The sequence below is a fragment of the Devosia sp. genome (assembly GCF_048261455.1).
Taxonomy (GTDB): Bacteria; Pseudomonadota; Alphaproteobacteria; order Rhizobiales; family Devosiaceae; genus Devosia_A.
Map to the genome: position 1 here is coordinate 1 of NZ_JBLXGA010000018.1, position 15974 is coordinate 15974.

Annotated in this window: 16 protein-coding genes and 1 pseudogene; 6 read left to right on the plus strand and 11 right to left on the minus strand. The window is 64.6% G+C overall.

Annotated features, from left to right (window positions below; translation table 11 throughout):
• Positions 1-230 (minus strand): annotated as a pseudogene (locus ACN0TK_RS15865) (MarR family transcriptional regulator); the annotation flags it as partial.
• Positions 231-310: 80 nt separating this feature from the next.
• Here ACN0TK_RS15865 and ACN0TK_RS15870 point away from each other — a divergent pair.
• The 3 genes from ACN0TK_RS15870 (at position 311) to ACN0TK_RS15880 (ending at position 4695) form a co-directional block, all read left to right on the plus strand.
• On the plus strand, positions 311-1471 hold the full coding sequence (locus tag ACN0TK_RS15870; RefSeq protein WP_417310505.1) for a ferredoxin--NADP reductase: 1161 nt from the start codon (positions 311-313) through the stop codon (positions 1469-1471).
• A 269-nt stretch (positions 1472-1740) separates the two neighbouring features.
• Positions 1741-4041 carry a methyl-accepting chemotaxis protein gene (locus ACN0TK_RS15875; protein WP_417310506.1) on the plus strand — a complete coding sequence of 767 codons (2301 nt, stop codon included), beginning with the start codon at positions 1741-1743 and terminating at the stop codon, positions 4039-4041.
• A gap of 216 nt (positions 4042-4257) precedes the next feature.
• The gene (locus tag ACN0TK_RS15880; RefSeq protein WP_417310507.1) at positions 4258-4695 is read left to right on the plus strand and encodes a PACE efflux transporter; all 438 of its coding nucleotides are present in this window, start codon (positions 4258-4260) and stop codon (positions 4693-4695) included.
• Between the two features lie 265 nt (positions 4696-4960).
• On the opposite strand, the gene ACN0TK_RS15885 is transcribed toward ACN0TK_RS15880, so the two are convergent.
• Positions 4961-5473 carry a hypothetical protein gene (locus tag ACN0TK_RS15885; RefSeq protein WP_417310508.1) on the minus strand — a complete coding sequence of 171 codons (513 nt, stop codon included), beginning with the start codon at positions 5471-5473 and terminating at the stop codon, positions 4961-4963.
• 30 nt (positions 5474-5503) lie between these two features.
• Complete coding sequence (locus tag ACN0TK_RS15890) at positions 5504-6052, minus strand: DUF924 family protein (RefSeq protein WP_417310509.1); 549 nt, start codon at positions 6050-6052, stop codon at positions 5504-5506.
• Between the two features lie 114 nt (positions 6053-6166).
• On the opposite strand from ACN0TK_RS15890, the gene ACN0TK_RS15895 reads away from it, so the two are divergent.
• Both ACN0TK_RS15895 and ACN0TK_RS15900 read left to right on the plus strand, forming a co-directional pair.
• Complete coding sequence (locus ACN0TK_RS15895; RefSeq protein WP_417310510.1) at positions 6167-6385, plus strand: hypothetical protein; 219 nt, start codon at positions 6167-6169, stop codon at positions 6383-6385.
• Between the two features lie 97 nt (positions 6386-6482).
• Positions 6483-7517 (plus strand): threonine aldolase family protein, encoded by a 1035-nt coding sequence (locus ACN0TK_RS15900; protein WP_417310511.1) that lies wholly within the window; start codon positions 6483-6485, stop codon positions 7515-7517.
• Positions 7518-7532: 15 nt separating this feature from the next.
• Here the strand turns inward: ACN0TK_RS15900 and ACN0TK_RS15905 are convergent, their stop codons facing one another.
• The 5 genes from ACN0TK_RS15905 to ACN0TK_RS15925 all read right to left on the minus strand — a co-directional run bounded on the left by ACN0TK_RS15905 (position 7533) and on the right by ACN0TK_RS15925 (position 11307).
• Positions 7533-8450 carry a VOC family protein gene (locus ACN0TK_RS15905; protein WP_417310512.1) on the minus strand — a complete coding sequence of 306 codons (918 nt, stop codon included), beginning with the start codon at positions 8448-8450 and terminating at the stop codon, positions 7533-7535.
• A gap of 215 nt (positions 8451-8665) precedes the next feature.
• Positions 8666-9550: a hypothetical protein gene (locus ACN0TK_RS15910; RefSeq protein WP_417310513.1), complete on the minus strand. Its 885-nt coding sequence runs from the start codon at positions 9548-9550 to the stop codon at positions 8666-8668.
• A complete protein-coding gene (locus ACN0TK_RS15915; RefSeq protein ID WP_417310514.1) occupies positions 9547-10428 on the minus strand; it encodes an ABC transporter ATP-binding protein in 882 nt (293 codons plus the stop codon). Before ACN0TK_RS15915 ends, ACN0TK_RS15910 begins: the two co-directional genes overlap by 4 nt.
• Positions 10421-10780 (minus strand): GntR family transcriptional regulator, encoded by a 360-nt coding sequence (locus tag ACN0TK_RS15920; RefSeq protein ID WP_417310515.1) that lies wholly within the window; start codon positions 10778-10780, stop codon positions 10421-10423. Before ACN0TK_RS15920 ends, ACN0TK_RS15915 begins: the two co-directional genes overlap by 8 nt.
• Positions 10781-10950: 170 nt before the next feature.
• The gene (locus ACN0TK_RS15925; RefSeq protein ID WP_417310516.1) at positions 10951-11307 is read right to left on the minus strand and encodes a hypothetical protein; all 357 of its coding nucleotides are present in this window, start codon (positions 11305-11307) and stop codon (positions 10951-10953) included.
• Positions 11308-11486: 179 nt separating this feature from the next.
• On the opposite strand from ACN0TK_RS15925, the gene ACN0TK_RS15930 reads away from it, so the two are divergent.
• Positions 11487-12707, plus strand: a complete 1221-nt coding sequence (locus ACN0TK_RS15930; RefSeq protein WP_417310556.1) for an MFS transporter — start codon at positions 11487-11489, stop codon at positions 12705-12707.
• 70 nt (positions 12708-12777) lie between these two features.
• Here ACN0TK_RS15930 and ACN0TK_RS15935 read toward each other — a convergent pair whose 3' ends face one another.
• The 3 genes from ACN0TK_RS15935 to ACN0TK_RS15945 all read right to left on the minus strand — a co-directional run bounded on the left by ACN0TK_RS15935 (position 12778) and on the right by ACN0TK_RS15945 (position 15917).
• Entirely contained in the window at positions 12778-13779 is a 1002-nt protein-coding gene (locus ACN0TK_RS15935) for a lactonase family protein (RefSeq protein WP_417310517.1), read from the minus strand.
• Between the two features lie 110 nt (positions 13780-13889).
• The gene (locus ACN0TK_RS15940) at positions 13890-14744 is read right to left on the minus strand and encodes a sugar phosphate isomerase/epimerase family protein (RefSeq protein ID WP_417310518.1); all 855 of its coding nucleotides are present in this window, start codon (positions 14742-14744) and stop codon (positions 13890-13892) included.
• A 39-nt stretch (positions 14745-14783) separates the two neighbouring features.
• A complete protein-coding gene (locus tag ACN0TK_RS15945) occupies positions 14784-15917 on the minus strand; it encodes a Gfo/Idh/MocA family protein (protein ID WP_417310519.1) in 1134 nt (377 codons plus the stop codon).
• Positions 15918-15974: the final 57 nt, after the last annotated feature.

Consider the following 15974-nt stretch of genomic DNA (forward strand, 5'->3'; position numbering starts at 1 on the left):
CGCTGCACGTTCTGGCGGTTGGCGCCCATGTCGCGCGCCAGCCAGGCCACGGGTTGCGGGCGGTCGGCCAGCGCAATGGCGCCGAGGATCTGCCAGCGAGCGCTGGTGAGACCTAGGGGCGCAACCAGGCGATCTCCCCAGGCCAGCATCAGGTTGTTGGTGCGAAACATCGTCAGGATCAGATCGGTCAAGGACGCCGCTTTCGCCTGCGGGTCGACGGGTGCCGTCATTTGTCATCATCTTTCTAACTTGACACTATGATGTCAATTGTGGTGCTAGGTGACAATACCGCAACCCGGGAGCCAAAGCCATGATAAAGCTCGTTCACCCGATCGCCGGCGGGCTGGCGATCCTGACCATCGCCATTTTCTGGCTCTCGACCGTCATCAGTGAACTGTCGGGGTCGCAGGCGGCCGTCGTCGCGGTGAAAACCATGCTGCCGTGGGGATTCCTCATCCTCGTCCCCAGCCTCGCAGCGGTGGGCGGGTCCGGGCTGCTCTGGTCCAGAGGCGATCGCAGCGGGCGCGTCGGCGCGAAACTGTTGCGCATGCCCTTCATCGCGGCCAACGGGCTGTTGGTGCTCATGCCCTCGGCCTTTTTCCTCGCAGCGCGGGCCAGCGCCGGCACGTTCGACGTCTGGTTCTATGGCGTCCAGGCGCTGGAACTGGTGGCAGGCGCGATCAATCTGACGCTGCTTGGCCTGAGCCTGCGGGACGGGTTGCGCCTGACGCGCTGGCGGCGCGGCAGCCTGCTGAAACCCGGCCGGACACATCGGAGCGCTTTGGTCGCCCGGGAGGACCGGGCCGATGGCATCAGCAGCTTCCGTTTCGAGCGCCCTCCTGGGTTTGAGTTCACCGCCGGACAAGCCGCCTATCTGACGCTGCTGCGGCTGGCGGAGGCCGATGCCAGAGGCCGGATGAGGGTGTTTTCGCTCTCTGGTGCGCCGAACGAGAGTACGCTGGAGATCACGACGCGCCTCGGAGGCAGCGCCTTCAAGCGAAGCCTCGCGACCTTGCCCATCGGCGCGGAGGTGGAGCTGGAGGGGCCCTACGGCGACTTGACCCTGGCCCCGGACCGTCCGGCTATCCTGCTGGCGGGCGGGATCGGCATCACGCCCTTTCGCAGCATGGTTCGGGACGCCTTGGCGCGCGGACGTGCGCAAGAGCTGGCGCTGTTCTATAGCGTCAGCAGCGCTACCCAGGCGGCGTTTGCCGACGAGCTGACCGCGCTTGCCAAGCGTCATCCGCGCTTTTCGTTCGTGCCCACGATCAGCGGAGACGGCACCGTGCCCGATGGCTGGGCGCAGGGCCGGGTCAGCCCGGCGCTTCTGGCCCGGCATGTGGGCCAGGATGTCGACGCGGTTTATTACGTCGCCGGCCCGCCGGCCATGGTGGAGGACATGGAGACGATGCTGCTGAGCTCGGGCGTGACACGCCGCGACATCCGGGTGGAGGCGTTTACGGGATACTGAGCCGCGAGGTGGCTTGCGGCGCTGCGCAGCAGGTCTGCAACAGGCGCATATCTGACGCGCGGCGGGTTGGCGGCTGCGATCGGCTGATCCTCGTACGGGCGGTGACGCCGCGGATCCGGGGCTTTTGCGGCGCACGGGCGGACCAACTACGCAGAATCACCATACCGCGTACGGCTCCTCTACTGAGCGGAATGTTATCGTTATCTTAGAGCTGAGAATTTATCGGTCGGAGCGAGGTTTTTCTCCCGCCTCGCTCCAGGACCCAAGACATGAAGCGCATCTTTCATTCCGTTTCAGGCAAGCTGCTGTTGTCAGCCGGTCTGACGATTTCCGCTGTTCTCATCGCTTTCACCATCGCAAATACGCTGAATGCCCGCGACCAGACGGAGCGCAATGTGCTCGAACTGGCCGAGGCAAAGGCTGGACTGGCCGCCCAGAAGGTTGTGGCGCAGATGGCGGAGGCCACCTCTGCCGGCAAGACCGTGACCGCGACGATCGAGGGCTATCTGGCGCAAGGCAATGCCCGCGGCCGCGACATCATCGCCATGTTGCAGAACGTGGCACCGCACTACCCGAACATGTTTGGTTCGTGGATGGAAGAGCTGCTGCCGCCAGGTTCGCCGCGCCCGATCCTCGGACAGGCGGGCCGAAACGAACAGGGTGTGTTCGCCGCCTACTGGACCAAGGATGCGGAAGGCGAGATGGGGTTCTCGACCTGGGAAATCGACCCGGAAAGCGAGTACTACACTGCCCCGCTTGCTGCGGACGGGCCCATCGTCACCTCGCCCTATCTGAGCAACGGCGACCAGCTCATCATGTCGGTGGCGCTGCCGGTGCGCATGGATGGCGAGATCGTCGGCATTGCGGGCGTCGACCTCACGATCGACGATATCGAAGCGATGATTTCGGAGCTGCGCCCCTTCGAGGGTGGCCGGGTGATGCTGGTGACCAGCACCGGCGCATGGGCGTCCAACCCGGACCGGTCGCTGTTGATGACCCCCTATGCGGACAAGGGCGCCGAGCTGGTGCAGCAGGCGCTGGCCGACGGCGAGATGAAGATCATCAGTGACATGCCCGATGGCGGGCTGCGGCTGGTCTATCCGTTCAGCGCGCCCGGGATGAACTCGAACTGGGCGGCGGTGCTCGACGTGCCGGCAGCGGTGATTTCCGGCCCCATCATGTTGCAGACGCTGTTCACCGTGATCGGTGGCGTGCTGATCCTCGCAGGCACGCTGCTAGCGGTGTGGCTGTCCTCGCAGTTCATCGTGAACAACCCGATCAAGAAGCTCTCGGCGACCATGAACACGCTGGCCAGCGGTAGTGTGGACGTGACGATTTCCGGCGCCAACCGCCGCGATGAAATCGGCGCCATGGCGCAGAGCGTTCAAGTGTTCAAGGAGAATGCGGTCAAGGTGCGGGACCTGAGCGAGGCTGAGGCCGAACGGCTTGCCCGCACCGCCCGGGAGCGCGCCGAGATGATGGCGGAGTTGCAGGGCGCGTTCGGTCGCGTGGTAGATGCCGCGGTTGCGGGGGACTTTTCCAACCGCGTGACGACGGAATTCCCCGACCCCGAGCTCAACGCGCTCGGACAGTCGGTGAACCAGCTGGTCTCGACGGTCGATCGTGGCCTCGGCGAGACCGGCCAGGTGCTGGCGGCACTGGCCGACGCCAATCTCAGCCACCGGGTGAGCGGCGACTATAGCGGCGCCTTCCATGAGCTGAAGGAAAACACCAATGCCGTCGCGGAAAAGCTGACCGAGATCATCGGCCGGTTGCGCGAAACTTCGGGATCGCTGCGCATTGCGACCGGCGAGATCCTGGCCGGTGCAAATGACCTGAGCGAGCGCACCACCCATCAGGCGGCGGCGATCGAAGAGACCAGCGCTACCATGGAACAGCTTGCCACCACGGTGGTGCAGAACGCCGCCAAGGCCGAGGCTGCGACCGAGAAAGCCGCGCACGCCGCGCATATGGCCGAAGAAGGCGGCGCGGTGATGACACAGGCAAATGGCGCGATGGGCCAGATCTCGCGGTCTTCGGAAAAGATCTCGAACATCATCGGCATGATCGACGATATCGCCTTTCAGACCAACCTGCTGGCGCTGAACGCTTCGGTTGAGGCGGCGCGTGCCGGCGAGGCGGGCAAGGGCTTCGCCGTCGTCGCGATCGAGGTCAGGCGCCTCGCACAGTCGGCCGCTGAAGCCTCGTCCGAGGTCAAAGAGCTGATCGAGCAAAGCGCCAAGGAAGTCGGCAATGGCACGCGGCTGGTGGCCGATGCGGCGACCAAGCTGCAGGCGATGCTCAAGGCGGTGGAAGAAAACTCCACGCTGATGCGCGAGATCGCCACGGAATCGAGGATGCAGGCCTCCTCGATCGACGAGGTCAACGTGGCGGTGCGTCAGCTCGATGAGGCGACGCAGCATAATGCGGCCCTGGTCGAGGAGACCAATGCGGCGATCGAACAGACCGAAGCGCAGACGAGCGAACTCGACGATGTCGTCTCGGTCTTCAAGCTTGCCGCACAGGGTGGAAGCGCGTCGCGGCCCCGCGTTGTGGCCAGCGCCGCGTAACTCGCGCTGAGCTTATGTCTGAGAGCCGGGCCGCGGGATGCCTGCGGTCCGGTTCTGTTTTCGAGAACGACCTCCGGTCGGCTCGCCGGTGGTCCTGCCGGCTCAGGACAGATTGAATTCCTTGTATCTTTTGCCTATCTCAGCGGCGTTAGAGGACGACCTCCCCTTTGATGGGTTCTGTTCGCCGGGACGACCCGGGCATTTTCGAGGTCCGTCATGCGCTCACTCGGTGACCGTATCCGCCACGCCATCAGCTTTGAACTTGTGGGGCTCGCCCTGATCACGCCCCTGGGGGCATGGGCCTTTCACGTGCCGATGCACGACATCGGCGTCGTCGGGCTGGTCAGCGCGACGATCGCGACGGTGTGGAATTTCGTCTTCAATTACCTTTTCGATCGCGTGCTGCAGCGCCGCGCCGGGACCACCGAGAAGTCCCTTCCGGTCCGCATTGTGCATGCCATTCTGTTCGAGGCCGGTTTGCTGGCGGCCCTGATGCCGTTCATCGCCTGGTATCTGGGCGTGTCGCTGTGGACGGCCTTCGTCATGGATGCGTCGTTTGCCCTGTTCTACATGGGCTATGCCTTTGTCTTCAACCTGGCCTATGACCGGATTTTTCCGTTGCCAGAATGGGCGGCAGACAGGGCCTCGACCTGACCGCGCAGTTGCGGCGCACGGACCGCGCCGATTGAGCTCCTGACGGAAGACCCACGCTGCAATGGGGGCTTCGGGGCGGACGTGGTCGCTGTCAGCGCGACGCTGGAGCGTATAGCGGGGTCTATGGACGGCGATAAGCCCGGTTGTGGCCGCGATGCGTCGCCGCCAAGAACACTCCGTTGCTCGGCAAACGTAGCGAGAGACGCCCTCCGAGTTGCTTTTTCGAGGAGGAACGTTCTGGTGCTCAATGTCGCAAAGAGAGACTTCAACGAGACTGTTTGTCGGGTGGCAACAGGCGGTAGCCCTGCCCATCGTTTCGATAGCGAACCTGTCGATCTTGGCTGAGGACGTCGACCCACTTGTCAAGTCCACGGTTACCTGTCTCCACACGACTACCTGGTACTGGAACGAGGCGCTTATCGCCAGCGGCTGTTGTTGGCAGCAAAATATAGGTGATTTCATCGCCCCCCGCGATGCAATCCGAGCCCTGCCGCTCCTTCAGCGTTGCACTTGGTGCTGCCTCGTCGACAAGATACACCAGTTTGGGCCGCAGATGGCGAATGCCGGCCCATACGATGTGAGGGTTGTGCCACCCCGTCCTCACGAGGCACTGGTGCTCTGGGGTGCGGCGCAACAGAGCCATCATCTCTGCCCGGTTGAACGCGCAAGTTGTCAGCGAAAAGACCAGCACACCAACCCACAGCACCGCGACAACAGCGGTAACAATGCGGTTCTTCTCGACTACTTCGCGTTCATCTGCAGCGGATCCTCGTTGCATATTCAATTCCAGATCGCGCCGTCTGCGCCCTCAGAACATTCCGTCGCTGTCTTCGATGTAGGCCTGCTCTTCGGGGGTCGACTCGCGGCCGAGGGCCTCGTTGCGCTTGGGGTAGCGGCCGAAGCGGGCGAGGAGATCGCGGTGGGCGATCTCGAACTTCAGGGCGTTTTCGTCGCCCAGCTCGGTGAAGAGCGGGATGGACTCGGTGTTATGCACCTCGAGGCTCTCGGAGTGCATGTAGGGCATGTAACAGAACATGCGGCGGCGCGGCTCGAGCAGGTGATCGTCTTCGACCGCGACGGCAGCGCGGGCCAGGTCGAGCGCCATGGGATCGGTGGCGAAAGCCTTGGCCTCGTCACGGAACAGCTGGCGCGAGAACTGATCGAGCACGAGAATTTCGGCGAGGCGCCCATCGGGGGTGGCGCGCCAGTGCGCGGCCTCGCCCGCCGCGACGGCAGCATGGGTTTCGGTAAAACGCTCTGCCAGCGCGGCATCGAATTCGGGTTTACCGCCGAACCAGTCTTCCTCGCCATGTTCGACGAACCAGAAGTTCAGCACATCCTCGGGGGATGTCAGCATGTTCGGTCTCCCTGGGCTTTGATTTTCACTCTTCTTTTCACATCCGCGCGTAGGAATGTCACGTCCGGCGGGCCGCAGATGTTGTCGCCGGTGGAACAGGACAGGATATTTGCAATGCGGCTGGTGAAGCTCGATACGCCCGACGGGATCATTTACATCAACCCCGAACACGTGGTGGCCGTGGTGAAGGGGCTGCGCGACACCAAGATCGACACGGTATCCGGCATGCATGTGGTCAAGGATACGCCCGAAGTCGTGGCACGGCTGCTGGGCATGGAAGAGATCTCGCTGGATGTGACGCCGCGCGCCGTTGGCTGGAAGGGCGACGACTGAGTTCGGCCGCCTGCTCGCAGCGATCTGAGGACGGGTGACGGGCGGGTCTGGCCGGTGCTAGTGAGCACGGGATTGATGTGCCTGGGGATCTACAGCCTTGAATTTTGCGAGCGATAACTGGGCCGGCGCCACGCCGGAGGTGATGGCGGCGCTTGGCCGGCATAATGAGGGCTTTGCCCCGGGCTATGGCAGCGACGCGCTGACCGAAAAAGTGCGCGGGATGTTCTGCGAGGTGTTCGAGCGGGATGTGGAGGTGTGGTTCACCCCGACCGGCACCGCATCGAACGCGCTGGGGCTTTCGGCGGTGAGCCGCCCGGGCGGCATGGTGCTGTGCTCGGCCGAGGCGCATATTCACAATGACGAATGGGGTGCGACGGAGTACGCCAGCGGCGGCATGAAGCTGATGCCGATGGCGCATCGCGATGGGCTGGTGCTTGGCGACGCACTGGAGGCGATGCTGGCGCGCTACCCCGAGGGCAATCGGCTCGGACAGCTGGTGGCGCTGAGCCTGACCAATGCGACGGAGCTCGGCACGGTCTATGGGCCGGACGCATTGGCGGCGCTGACCGCGCCGGCGCGGGCCCGCGGGCTGGCGGTGCATCTCGACGGCGCCCGCTTTGCCAATGCGGTGGCCGCGAGCGGTGCCACACCGGCCGAGCTGACCTGGCGTGCCGGGGTGGACTTCATGAGCTTTGGCGGCACCAAGAACGGCTGCTGGGCGGCCGAGGCGGTGGTGGTGTTTGCGCCCGAAAAGCTGCACGACGTGATGGCGCGGCGGCAGCGGGCCGGACACACGTTCTCCAAGGCGCGGTTCGTCGCGGCGCAGTTCGAAGCCTATCTGAGCGACGGCAACTGGCTGGCATGGGCCGGGCATGCCAATGCGATGGCCGAGCGGCTGCGCGCGGGCCTGCGCCAGCGCGAGACGGCACGGCTGGGATGGGACAACACGGCGAACGAGGTGTTCGCGGTGATTTCGGCGGAGGCGCTGGATGCGGTTCGCGCCGCGGGCGGCACGGCACATGAGTGGCCATCGGAAACGGTGACACCGGCCGCAGGCGAGGTGCTGGTGCGACTGGTGACGAGCTGGGCGACGACGCCAGAGGATGTTGACCGGTTTCTGAAGCTGGTCTGAGGACCAGCCGAGCCATCAGGCGACGGTGAGCCTGACTTCGTTGCCGGCGGGGTCCTTTGAGGTGAGGCCTTCGTTGGTATCGGTGACGGGCGCGCCAACGGATTGGAGCCGGGTGCGGGCTGCGTCGAGGGCCGCCTGATCGGGCAGGACGATCTGCAGGTAGCGCAAGCCCGCCGAACCGGCCGGGGGCTGGGCGGCACTGGGGCCGGCCCAGATGTTGAAGGCCAGGGCGTGGGGCATGTAGTCGAGCCCGGTGTCGCCCATGCCGAAGCGGCGCATGATGAACAGCCCGCCGAAGCCGATGCCGTCGCGATAATAGTGCATGGCCTGTTCGAGATCGGTGACATGCAGGTGCACGTGGCCGATGCGGGTGCCGGCGGGCATTGCGGGTTGCAGCACGGGGGCCGGTCCGAGTTCGCCCAGCAGGTCGTCGAGATCGATGGGTTCGCGGCCGGAATGGCTGGTGCCGTCATGGGCGACGGCATAGGCGCCCTCCTCCGGCCCGCCGATGCGGCCGCGCTCGGGCGTTTCGAAGGTGATCTCGATGCCGTTGTTGTCATAGTCCCATAGATAGATGGCCTCGGAGACCAGATGATCGGTGGGCGAGATGCGCACGCGGTTTTTCAGGGCGCGGACGGCCATCTGGGCGAGATCGGCACGGGTGGGGACGTGAATGGCGACGTGGTAGAGCCCCAGAGTGTGCTCGGCGACGGGGCGGGCCGCGCCGAGTTCGAGGGTGATGAGTTCGGTGGTGCCGACACCAAGATGCAGCGCCTCGGGATCTTCGCCGATCAGCTCGAGCCCCACCGTGTCGCGCCAGATGGCGAGGGCACGATCGCGATCGGTGACGGCGATGCGTACGGCACCGAACCGGGTGGTGAGGGGCAGAAGCGGGTCCGAGCGGACTTCGGTCTGAGATTCGAGGCTGATCATGGTGGCGTCTCCGGCAGGCGGGCTGCGTCGTGAACTGTTGGACCGGATATAGCCGTTTAGCGGAGCAAGCTGAATGGGCGCCAAAACGAAGACAGCGTTCACCCCAGCGCAACAGTGCGCCGCAAATGACAGAGGGGGCGCAGGGTCCCAGTCACCCCCGCACCCCCTCCGATACGTCACCGATCCCCGAACGCCGAAGGATCAGGTGACGGTGTTCACGTCGCGTTGCTGCGGCGACGGTATTCGCTGCCGGCGTAGACAAAGAGCGCGGCGACGGCGAGCCCGCCGGCGAGCTGGGCGAAGTCGATGCTGGCGACCAGCTGGCCGAGCATCTCAACCGCGTCGAAGCGGGTGCCGGAGACCAGTTTCACAAAGACCGCCTCTTCCTCGAGGCCGAACTGCAGGCGCCAGCCGAGATAATCGGCGACATAGCCGAACATCGAGCCGCCGAAGTTGAGCAGCAGCTTTTCGGCGAGGCCGAGCAGGGCCGGCGCCAGCAAGGCCAGCGGAATGGCCCAGCGGCCGAAGGCGGTGGACAGCATGCCGACCCAGGCGAAGAAGGGCGCGTACCACAGCATGGCGAGGAACAGATAAACGAGCTGGAACAGCACGACCTGCACCGCGGCCCCAAGATAGCCGCCCGGGCTACTGACGATCAGACCCGGCAGCATGGCGCTGGCGGTGACGATGCCGAGGAGGACGAGCACGCCGGTCGCCAGAAAGGCGACGAAGATGAGCGCCGGGAAGACCAGCGTGCCGGCCAGCATCTTGGAGCCGAGCACCTTGAAGTCGGTAAGCGGCATGGATTTCCAGAACAGCATGGCGTTGTTGCGCCGGTCAGCCGAGAAGGCATCGGCGTAGTAAAAGAACAGCGTCACCATCAGATAGGCGAACCACAGGAGGCCGGCGCCGAGAAAGCCGATTTCGAACAGGGTGAGAGATGAGACAAGGCCCAGTTCGGCCTGCATTTCGAGCCGGTTGGAGGCGAGGCCGGAAATGATGATGAGCAGGATAAGCGCGAGGACGAGCAGCGGCCCATAGAAGAAGGCGCCACGATGCTCGATATATTCGCGTTTCAGCATGGCAAGAAGTGAGGTCATTTTGCACCGCGCTGCATGAGAGCGACGAAGAGATCGCTGAGGGTGGGCGTAGAGAGCTGGCCGAGCGGGGCGAGCTGTTCGCGATCGACGCCATCGAAGACCATGGCGGTCTGGCCGAAGCGGGTTTCCTCGTAAACGGGTCCGAGGGCCTGGGCCGCGGCAAGATTGGCGGGATCGACGATGAGCTGGCTGTAGCGGGTGGAGACGGTCTCCATCTGCATATGCAGGATCAGATCGCCATCGCGAATGAACATGATGTCAGAGAGCATGAACTCGATCTCGTCCACCTGGTGGGTGGTGATGAGCAGCGTGCGCTCCTCGGTCATGTAGTCTTCGAGCAGGCGCCGGTAGAACCGCTTGCGATAGGTGATGTCGAGACCGAGCGTCGGCTCGTCGAGCACCAGCAGTTTCGCGTCGATGGCCATGACCACCGCGAGATGGAGCTGGGCAATCATGCCCTTCGAGAGGTTCTTGATCCTGGCATCCATCCTGACGTCGGTGCCTTCGAGAAAGCCGTGGGCTTTTTCGGCCGAGAAGTTGGGATGGATGTTGGTGAGCAGTGCGAAGAGTTCGCGCACCCGCAAGAAGCGCGGCAGGCTGGCGACATCGGAAATGAAGGCGACGTTTTCCATCAGTCGGGCGCGTTTTTCGAACGGGTCCTCGCCGAGAACGCGCACCGTGCCTTCGTAGCTGGTGAGCCCGAGGATGGCATTCAGCGTGGTGGTCTTGCCGGCGCCGTTGTGGCCGACGAGGCCGTAGATGCGGCCCGGCGGGATGTCGAAGTCGAGGCCGTGGAGAATTTCGGTTTTGCCGAAGTGCTTACGGAGGCCGCGCGCCGAGACGATCGGAGCAGCAGAGGGTTGAGCCAGATCATTCATCTTCACTGCCCTGGTTGAAGAGAGTTGCGGGATCGATTTCCAGCGCCGCCATGCGGGCGCGGATGCGGGGCCATTCGGCCTCAAGAAACTGGGTTCGCTCGTGCTCGAGCAGACGCTGCCGGGCGCCATCGCGCACGAACATGCCCATGCCGCGTTTCGACTCGACGACATCGAGATCGACCAGCGCCTGGAAGGCGCGGGTGACGGTGAGCGGGTTGACCGACAGATCGGCGGCGATCTGGCGGACCGAGGGGAGTGGATCGCCCTCGCCGACGGTGCGGGAGAGGATCATCTCGACCAACCTCCCCGTGATCTGCACGAAGATGGGCTGGTTGTCATGGAACTGGTTCATCCGTGTTGCCTTGATAGTGTGATAGTTCACTAACACACCGATGCAGTACGTGCAAGGGGGGGTGGGCGGTTGGACGTTAAGACGCGCAAGCGCGGCCCTTCCCCAACGGGGAGAGCACTGCAGACATCACGGCAGGTGGGCGGGTTCCGCGAGCGCCGTGCGGCGAGGCGCTATTCGGCGGCGGTGGAGGTGCGGCGGCGGGTGAGCCTGAGGATCACGAAGGCGCAGGCGGCGCCGGCAAAGGCGCCGACGAGCTTTTCGACACCATCGATGAGGCGGCCGTGGCGGCCGGGGAAGAGATACTGGCTCAGTTCAAGTCCGACGATGACGCCGATGACGAGCAGCAGGGCGAGCCAGGGGCGGCGGGGCGCCGAGAGCGTGCCGAGAAAACCGATGAGCGCAAAGGCGAGCGCCCGGTCGTAGGCCGGATCGATTGGGCTAAGCGACCGGATGCCGACCGGCCCGAGGGTGAGGAAGGCGACGAGCAGCGTTACGAGGACAGCCGCGACGCGGATGAGGGTTGTCATAGCCACCTCATAGAACCGTTTGCGACGCCGGCGTAGCACGAAGTGACAAACGGGTGGTCAAAGTGTTGAGAACCCGGGCGGGTCTGCAACCAAGGGCATATTGGCGGCGTCCGCACTGACATGTTAGCGTCAGCGTCTGCCTTTGCGCTGGACCGACCGCGTTTAGCCCTTTCCATCGGATATCTGTCGTGACCGAACTTGCCCCGGCGCCGACGCGCGCGCCCCAGCCCGCCGTGGCCAGCAAGACCACCCTGTGGGTGATCCTGGCGGTCTCCAGCTGCCACATGATCAACGACATCATGCAATCGCTGCTGTCGGCGATCTATCCGATCCTCAAGGCCAATTACGGTCTGGATTTCGTGCAGATCGGGCTGTTGACCTTCACCTTTCAGGTGACGGCGTCGCTGCTGCAGCCGGCCATCGGCATGTATACCGACAAGCGGCCGATGCCCTATTCGCTGCCGGTGGGGATGGGCTCCAGCCTTGTCGGGCTGATCGTTCTCGGGCTGGCGCAGGACTACTGGATGCTGCTGGTCGGCTCGGCCTTCGTGGGGCTGGGATCGGCGATCTTTCATCCGGAGTCGAGCCGGGTGGCGCGGCTCGCCTCGGGCGGGCGACACGGCTTTGCGCAATCGCTGTTTCAGGTGGGCGGCAATTTCGGCTCGGCGATCGGGCCGCTGCTGGCAGCCTTTGTCGTGCTGCCGCGCGGACAGGCGAGCGTCAGCTGGTTTGCGCTGGGTTCGCTGGTGGGGATCGTGATCCTGACCCGGGTCGGCGGCTGGTACGCGGCGCACCGGCGGGCCAGCGCGGGCCGGCCGGCGGCGAGCACTGCGCTGCTCTTTGACCGGCGGACCACGGCGATTGCACTCACCGTGCTCGCAGTCCTGACGCTGACCAAGAACACCTATATGGCCAGCGTTTCGAGCTATTACACCTTCTATCTGATCGACAAGTTCGGGGTGGCCGTGCAGGACAGCCAGGTGCTGCTGTTCGTCTATCTCGGGGCGTCGGCGCTCGGGGTGTTCATCGGCGGGCCCATCGGCGACAAGTTCGGGCCGAAGTTCGTGATCTGGTTTTCGATCCTGGGGGTGCTGCCGTTCACGCTCGCCCTGCCCTATGCCGACTTCACCTGGACGGTGGTGCTGAGCGTGGTGATCGGGCTGATCTTTTCGTCCGCCTTCTCGGCGATCGTGGTGTTCGCGCAGGAACTCATGCCGGGGCGGATCGGGATGATCGCCGGGATCTTCTTCGGCTTCGCCTTCGGCGCAGGCGGCATTGCCGCGGCGGCGCTGGGCGCGCTGGCCGATGTGCGCGGCATCCAGTTCGTCTTCTGGCTGTGCTCGTTCCTACCGTTTGCCGGACTGCTGACGGTTCTGTTGCCGAAGATGGAGCGGGCGTAGCAGACTGCGCCGCGCCCCATGGTTCGACAGGCTCACCTCACCATGAGGGCGCGGTGACGACGGTCCAGCGTCAGATCGGCAGGAGGCAGACGGGCTTGGGCAGCGGGAACGGGGCGCCGGACTGGTTGAGCGTGCCGTCGGAATCCACCGAGAAGCAGATCAGGTCTTCGCTTTCCTGATTGGCGACGATCAGGTGGTCGCCGATGAGCAGGAAGAAGCGCGGCCAGTTGCCGCCGCAATCGACGACCTGCTGCAGCGAGATGCCGCCATCATCGGCGATGGCAAAGACCGAAATCGAGTTGTGACCGCGGTTCGAGACATAGGCGACGGTGCCGGCCGGATTGAGCTGGATATGGGCGCCCGTCGACTCGCCGTTGAAGCTGACCGGCAGAGCCGAAAGGGTCTCGATCTCCACCAGATCGCCATCGGGGTCGCGGCGCAGGGCGGCGAGGGTCTCGGCATATTCGGTGAAGATATAGGCGTGCTTGCCGTTGGGATGGAAGGCCAGGTGGCGGGGGCCGGCGCCCTTGGGCGCACCGTAGACCGTCTTGGGCGGACCGAAGCTGGCGGTGGCGGCGTCCCAGGCATAGGCGCGCACTTCATCATGGCCGAGATCGACGACATGCAGGCTGTCGCCCTCGGGCGTCCACTGGGCCCAATGGGCATGGCCGGTTTCGGCCGGCTGGGTCCCATGCAGCACCTGAGGCTCGCCGAGGCTACCATCGTCAGCGAGCGGGAAGACGGGCACGGAATCGTCGCCGTAATTGCCGACGGCGAGGTGCTTGCCGTCAGGGCTCAGCGCCAGGTAGCAGGGATATTTTGCGCCGGTCGAGCGGTAGCCGAGCGGGGTGAGTTCGGTGGCATCTTCGCTGAGGCGGAAAGCGCCGACGCGACCGGCCATTTCGTCGGTGATGTAGACGGTGCGGGTCGCCGGATTGAACACGACCCAGGACGCATCGGGCGTCTCGGGGAAGCTGCGCAGATGCTCGAGGCTACCGGTCTGGGTGTCGAGGGTCAGCACGGCGAGGCCTTCACCGGTGTAAGAGCCCGAAAGCAGCGTGGTCTTGGCCATAAACGTCAATCTCCTCCGTATCGTGGGAGGGGGTTTAAGGGATTAGGGCCGAATGTGAAAGGGCAGCGCGGACGGTGCGCCTTCAGGTGCCACGCTTGTGCGCCGGTGCGTCAGGCGCGGGCATTGTCCCAGCCGTCGCGCATGAGGGCAAAGCCCTTTTCGTAGACATCGGTTGGATCGGTAAAGAGCGGGCGCCAGATGCGGGTGGCGGCAGCGAGATCCGGCAGGGCGGAGCCGAAGGCCTCGATGGTGAGCCAGCCGTCGTAGCCGGCAGATTTCAACGCGTCGAAGACCGGCTGGAACTGGATGTGACCAGCGCCGGGTACGCCGCGATTGTTTTCGGAAATGTGGACGTGGCTGATCTCGGCGATGGTTTTTGGGATGACGCCCGCGATGTCGTTTTCCTCGATGTTGAAATGGAAGGTGTCGTAGAGATAGCCGTAGTTGTCGGCGCCGACGCGACGGACGAGATCGGCGGCCTGGGTGGCGGTGTTGAGCACGTAGCACTCGAAGCGGTTGAGCGGTTCGACGGCGAGCGTGATGTCGTATTGGCGGGCATGCTCTGCGGCGGCGCGATGGACATCGGCGCAGTAGGCGAGTTCGTCCTCGGTCGGGCCGGCGCCGGTGAATTCGCCCAATGGCTGGTGGAAGGGGCCGGCGCAGATGTCGCCCCCGATGGCCGCGGTGCAATCGATCAGCCATTTGAGGTGTTCGAGCGCGGCGGCGCGTTCGGCGGCGTCGGACGAGACGGCGGATTTGCCATCGCCGGGCATGACGCCGATGCCGCTGGTGGCGATGCCGGCGGCGGCGAGACGCTTGCCGAGCGCCTCGTAGTGGCTGACTTCGCCCTCGAACAGCGGGATTTCGACGCCGTCATATCCGGTTGCCTTGAGGCGCTCGATGATGGGCCAATGCGCGTCGGTGACGTGGCTGGTCCACAGCAGCAGGTTGAAGCCGAGTTTCATGTTTTGCTCCTTGGAACGACCGCTCCCGCTCCTGTTCGCCTAAAGATCGACCCATTGGCCGGATTTGCCGGAGGCAAGGATGGCGTCGCAGATGCGGTTGGTTTCGAGCGCATCGCGGAAGGTGGGGGCTGCGGGCTTGCCGGTCTTCAGGCCTTCGAGGAAGTCGGCAACCTGATGGGTGAAGGAATGCTCGTAGCCGATGGTGAGGCCGGGGACCCACCAGTTGCCGAGATAGGGATGCTCGCCATCGGTGACGAGGATATTGGTCCAGCCGCGCTGGGCGCCTTCGACCGAATGATCGAAATATTGCAGGCGATTGAGATCGTGCAGATCCCAGCTCAGCGAGCCTTTTTCGCCGTTGATTTCGAGCGTGTAGCCGGCCTTGTGGCCGCGGGCGTAGCGGGTGGACTCGAAGGTACCGAGCGAGCCATTGGCGAAACGGGCGAGGACGGCGGCCGCATCGTCAATGCCGACGGGCTGCGGTTTGCCGGTGTCGGCGTGGACGCGCTCCTTGACGAAGGTCTCGGTCATTGCCGTCAGCGAGGAGATGTCGCCGTTGATCCAGATGGCGGTATCGAGGCAATGGGCGAGGAGATCGCCGGTGACGCCGGAGCCGGCCGCATCGACATCGAGACGCCAGGTGGCAGCGCCGCCCTGGGGCACGTCGGGCGAGATGGTCCAATCCTGCAGGAACTGGGCACGGTAGTGGAAGATTTTCCCCAGCCGGCCATCGGCGACCATCTGGCGGATGAGGGTGACGGCGGGGATGCGTCGGTAGTTGTACCAGACCATATTCGCGACGCCGGCCGCCTCGACGGCCTCGACCATGGGCTTGGCCTCGGCTTCGGTGCGGGCCAGCGGCTTTTCGCTGAGCACCATCTTGCCGGCCTTGGCGGCGGCGATGGCGATTTCGGCATGCATGTCGTTGGGCACGCAGATATCGATGGCGTCGATATCCTTGCGCTCGACCAAGGCGCGCCAGTCGGTCTCTACGCTCTCATAGCCCCACATGTCGGCAAAGCGCCGGACCTTGGATTCATTGCGGGCGGCAACGGCCTTGAGCACCGGGCGGTAGCCGGTTTCGAAGAAGTGGGCGACGGATGCCCAGGCGTGGGAATGGGCGCGGGCCATGAAGCCGTAGCCGACCATGCCGATGTTGAGGTGTTTGGTCATCGCAGTCTTCCTTGGATCGGTGGCACGACCTCGTGGTTCGACAGGCTCACCATGAGG

Excerpts from the sequence above, each read along its gene's own strand:
- ACN0TK_RS15870 (WP_417310505.1), top strand. The coding sequence starts at position 311 with ATGATAAAGCTCGTTCACCCGATCGCCGGCGGGCTGGCGATCCTGACC.
- ACN0TK_RS15875 (WP_417310506.1), top strand. The coding sequence starts at position 1,741 with ATGAAGCGCATCTTTCATTCCGTTTCAGGCAAGCTGCTGTTGTCAGCC.
- ACN0TK_RS15880 (WP_417310507.1), top strand. The coding sequence starts at position 4,258 with ATGCGCTCACTCGGTGACCGTATCCGCCACGCCATCAGCTTTGAACTT.
- ACN0TK_RS15885 (WP_417310508.1), bottom strand. The coding sequence starts at position 5,473 with ATGCAACGAGGATCCGCTGCAGATGAACGCGAAGTAGTCGAGAAGAAC.
- ACN0TK_RS15890 (WP_417310509.1), bottom strand. The coding sequence starts at position 6,052 with ATGCTGACATCCCCCGAGGATGTGCTGAACTTCTGGTTCGTCGAACAT.
- ACN0TK_RS15895 (WP_417310510.1), top strand. The coding sequence starts at position 6,167 with ATGCGGCTGGTGAAGCTCGATACGCCCGACGGGATCATTTACATCAAC.
- ACN0TK_RS15905 (WP_417310512.1), bottom strand. The coding sequence starts at position 8,450 with ATGATCAGCCTCGAATCTCAGACCGAAGTCCGCTCGGACCCGCTTCTG.
- ACN0TK_RS15910 (WP_417310513.1), bottom strand. The coding sequence starts at position 9,550 with ATGACCTCACTTCTTGCCATGCTGAAACGCGAATATATCGAGCATCGT.
- ACN0TK_RS15915 (WP_417310514.1), bottom strand. The coding sequence starts at position 10,428 with ATGAATGATCTGGCTCAACCCTCTGCTGCTCCGATCGTCTCGGCGCGC.
- ACN0TK_RS15920 (WP_417310515.1), bottom strand. The coding sequence starts at position 10,780 with ATGAACCAGTTCCATGACAACCAGCCCATCTTCGTGCAGATCACGGGG.
- ACN0TK_RS15925 (WP_417310516.1), bottom strand. The coding sequence starts at position 11,307 with ATGACAACCCTCATCCGCGTCGCGGCTGTCCTCGTAACGCTGCTCGTC.
- ACN0TK_RS15935 (WP_417310517.1), bottom strand. The coding sequence starts at position 13,779 with ATGGCCAAGACCACGCTGCTTTCGGGCTCTTACACCGGTGAAGGCCTC.
- ACN0TK_RS15940 (WP_417310518.1), bottom strand. The coding sequence starts at position 14,744 with ATGAAACTCGGCTTCAACCTGCTGCTGTGGACCAGCCACGTCACCGAC.
- ACN0TK_RS15945 (WP_417310519.1), bottom strand. The coding sequence starts at position 15,917 with ATGACCAAACACCTCAACATCGGCATGGTCGGCTACGGCTTCATGGCC.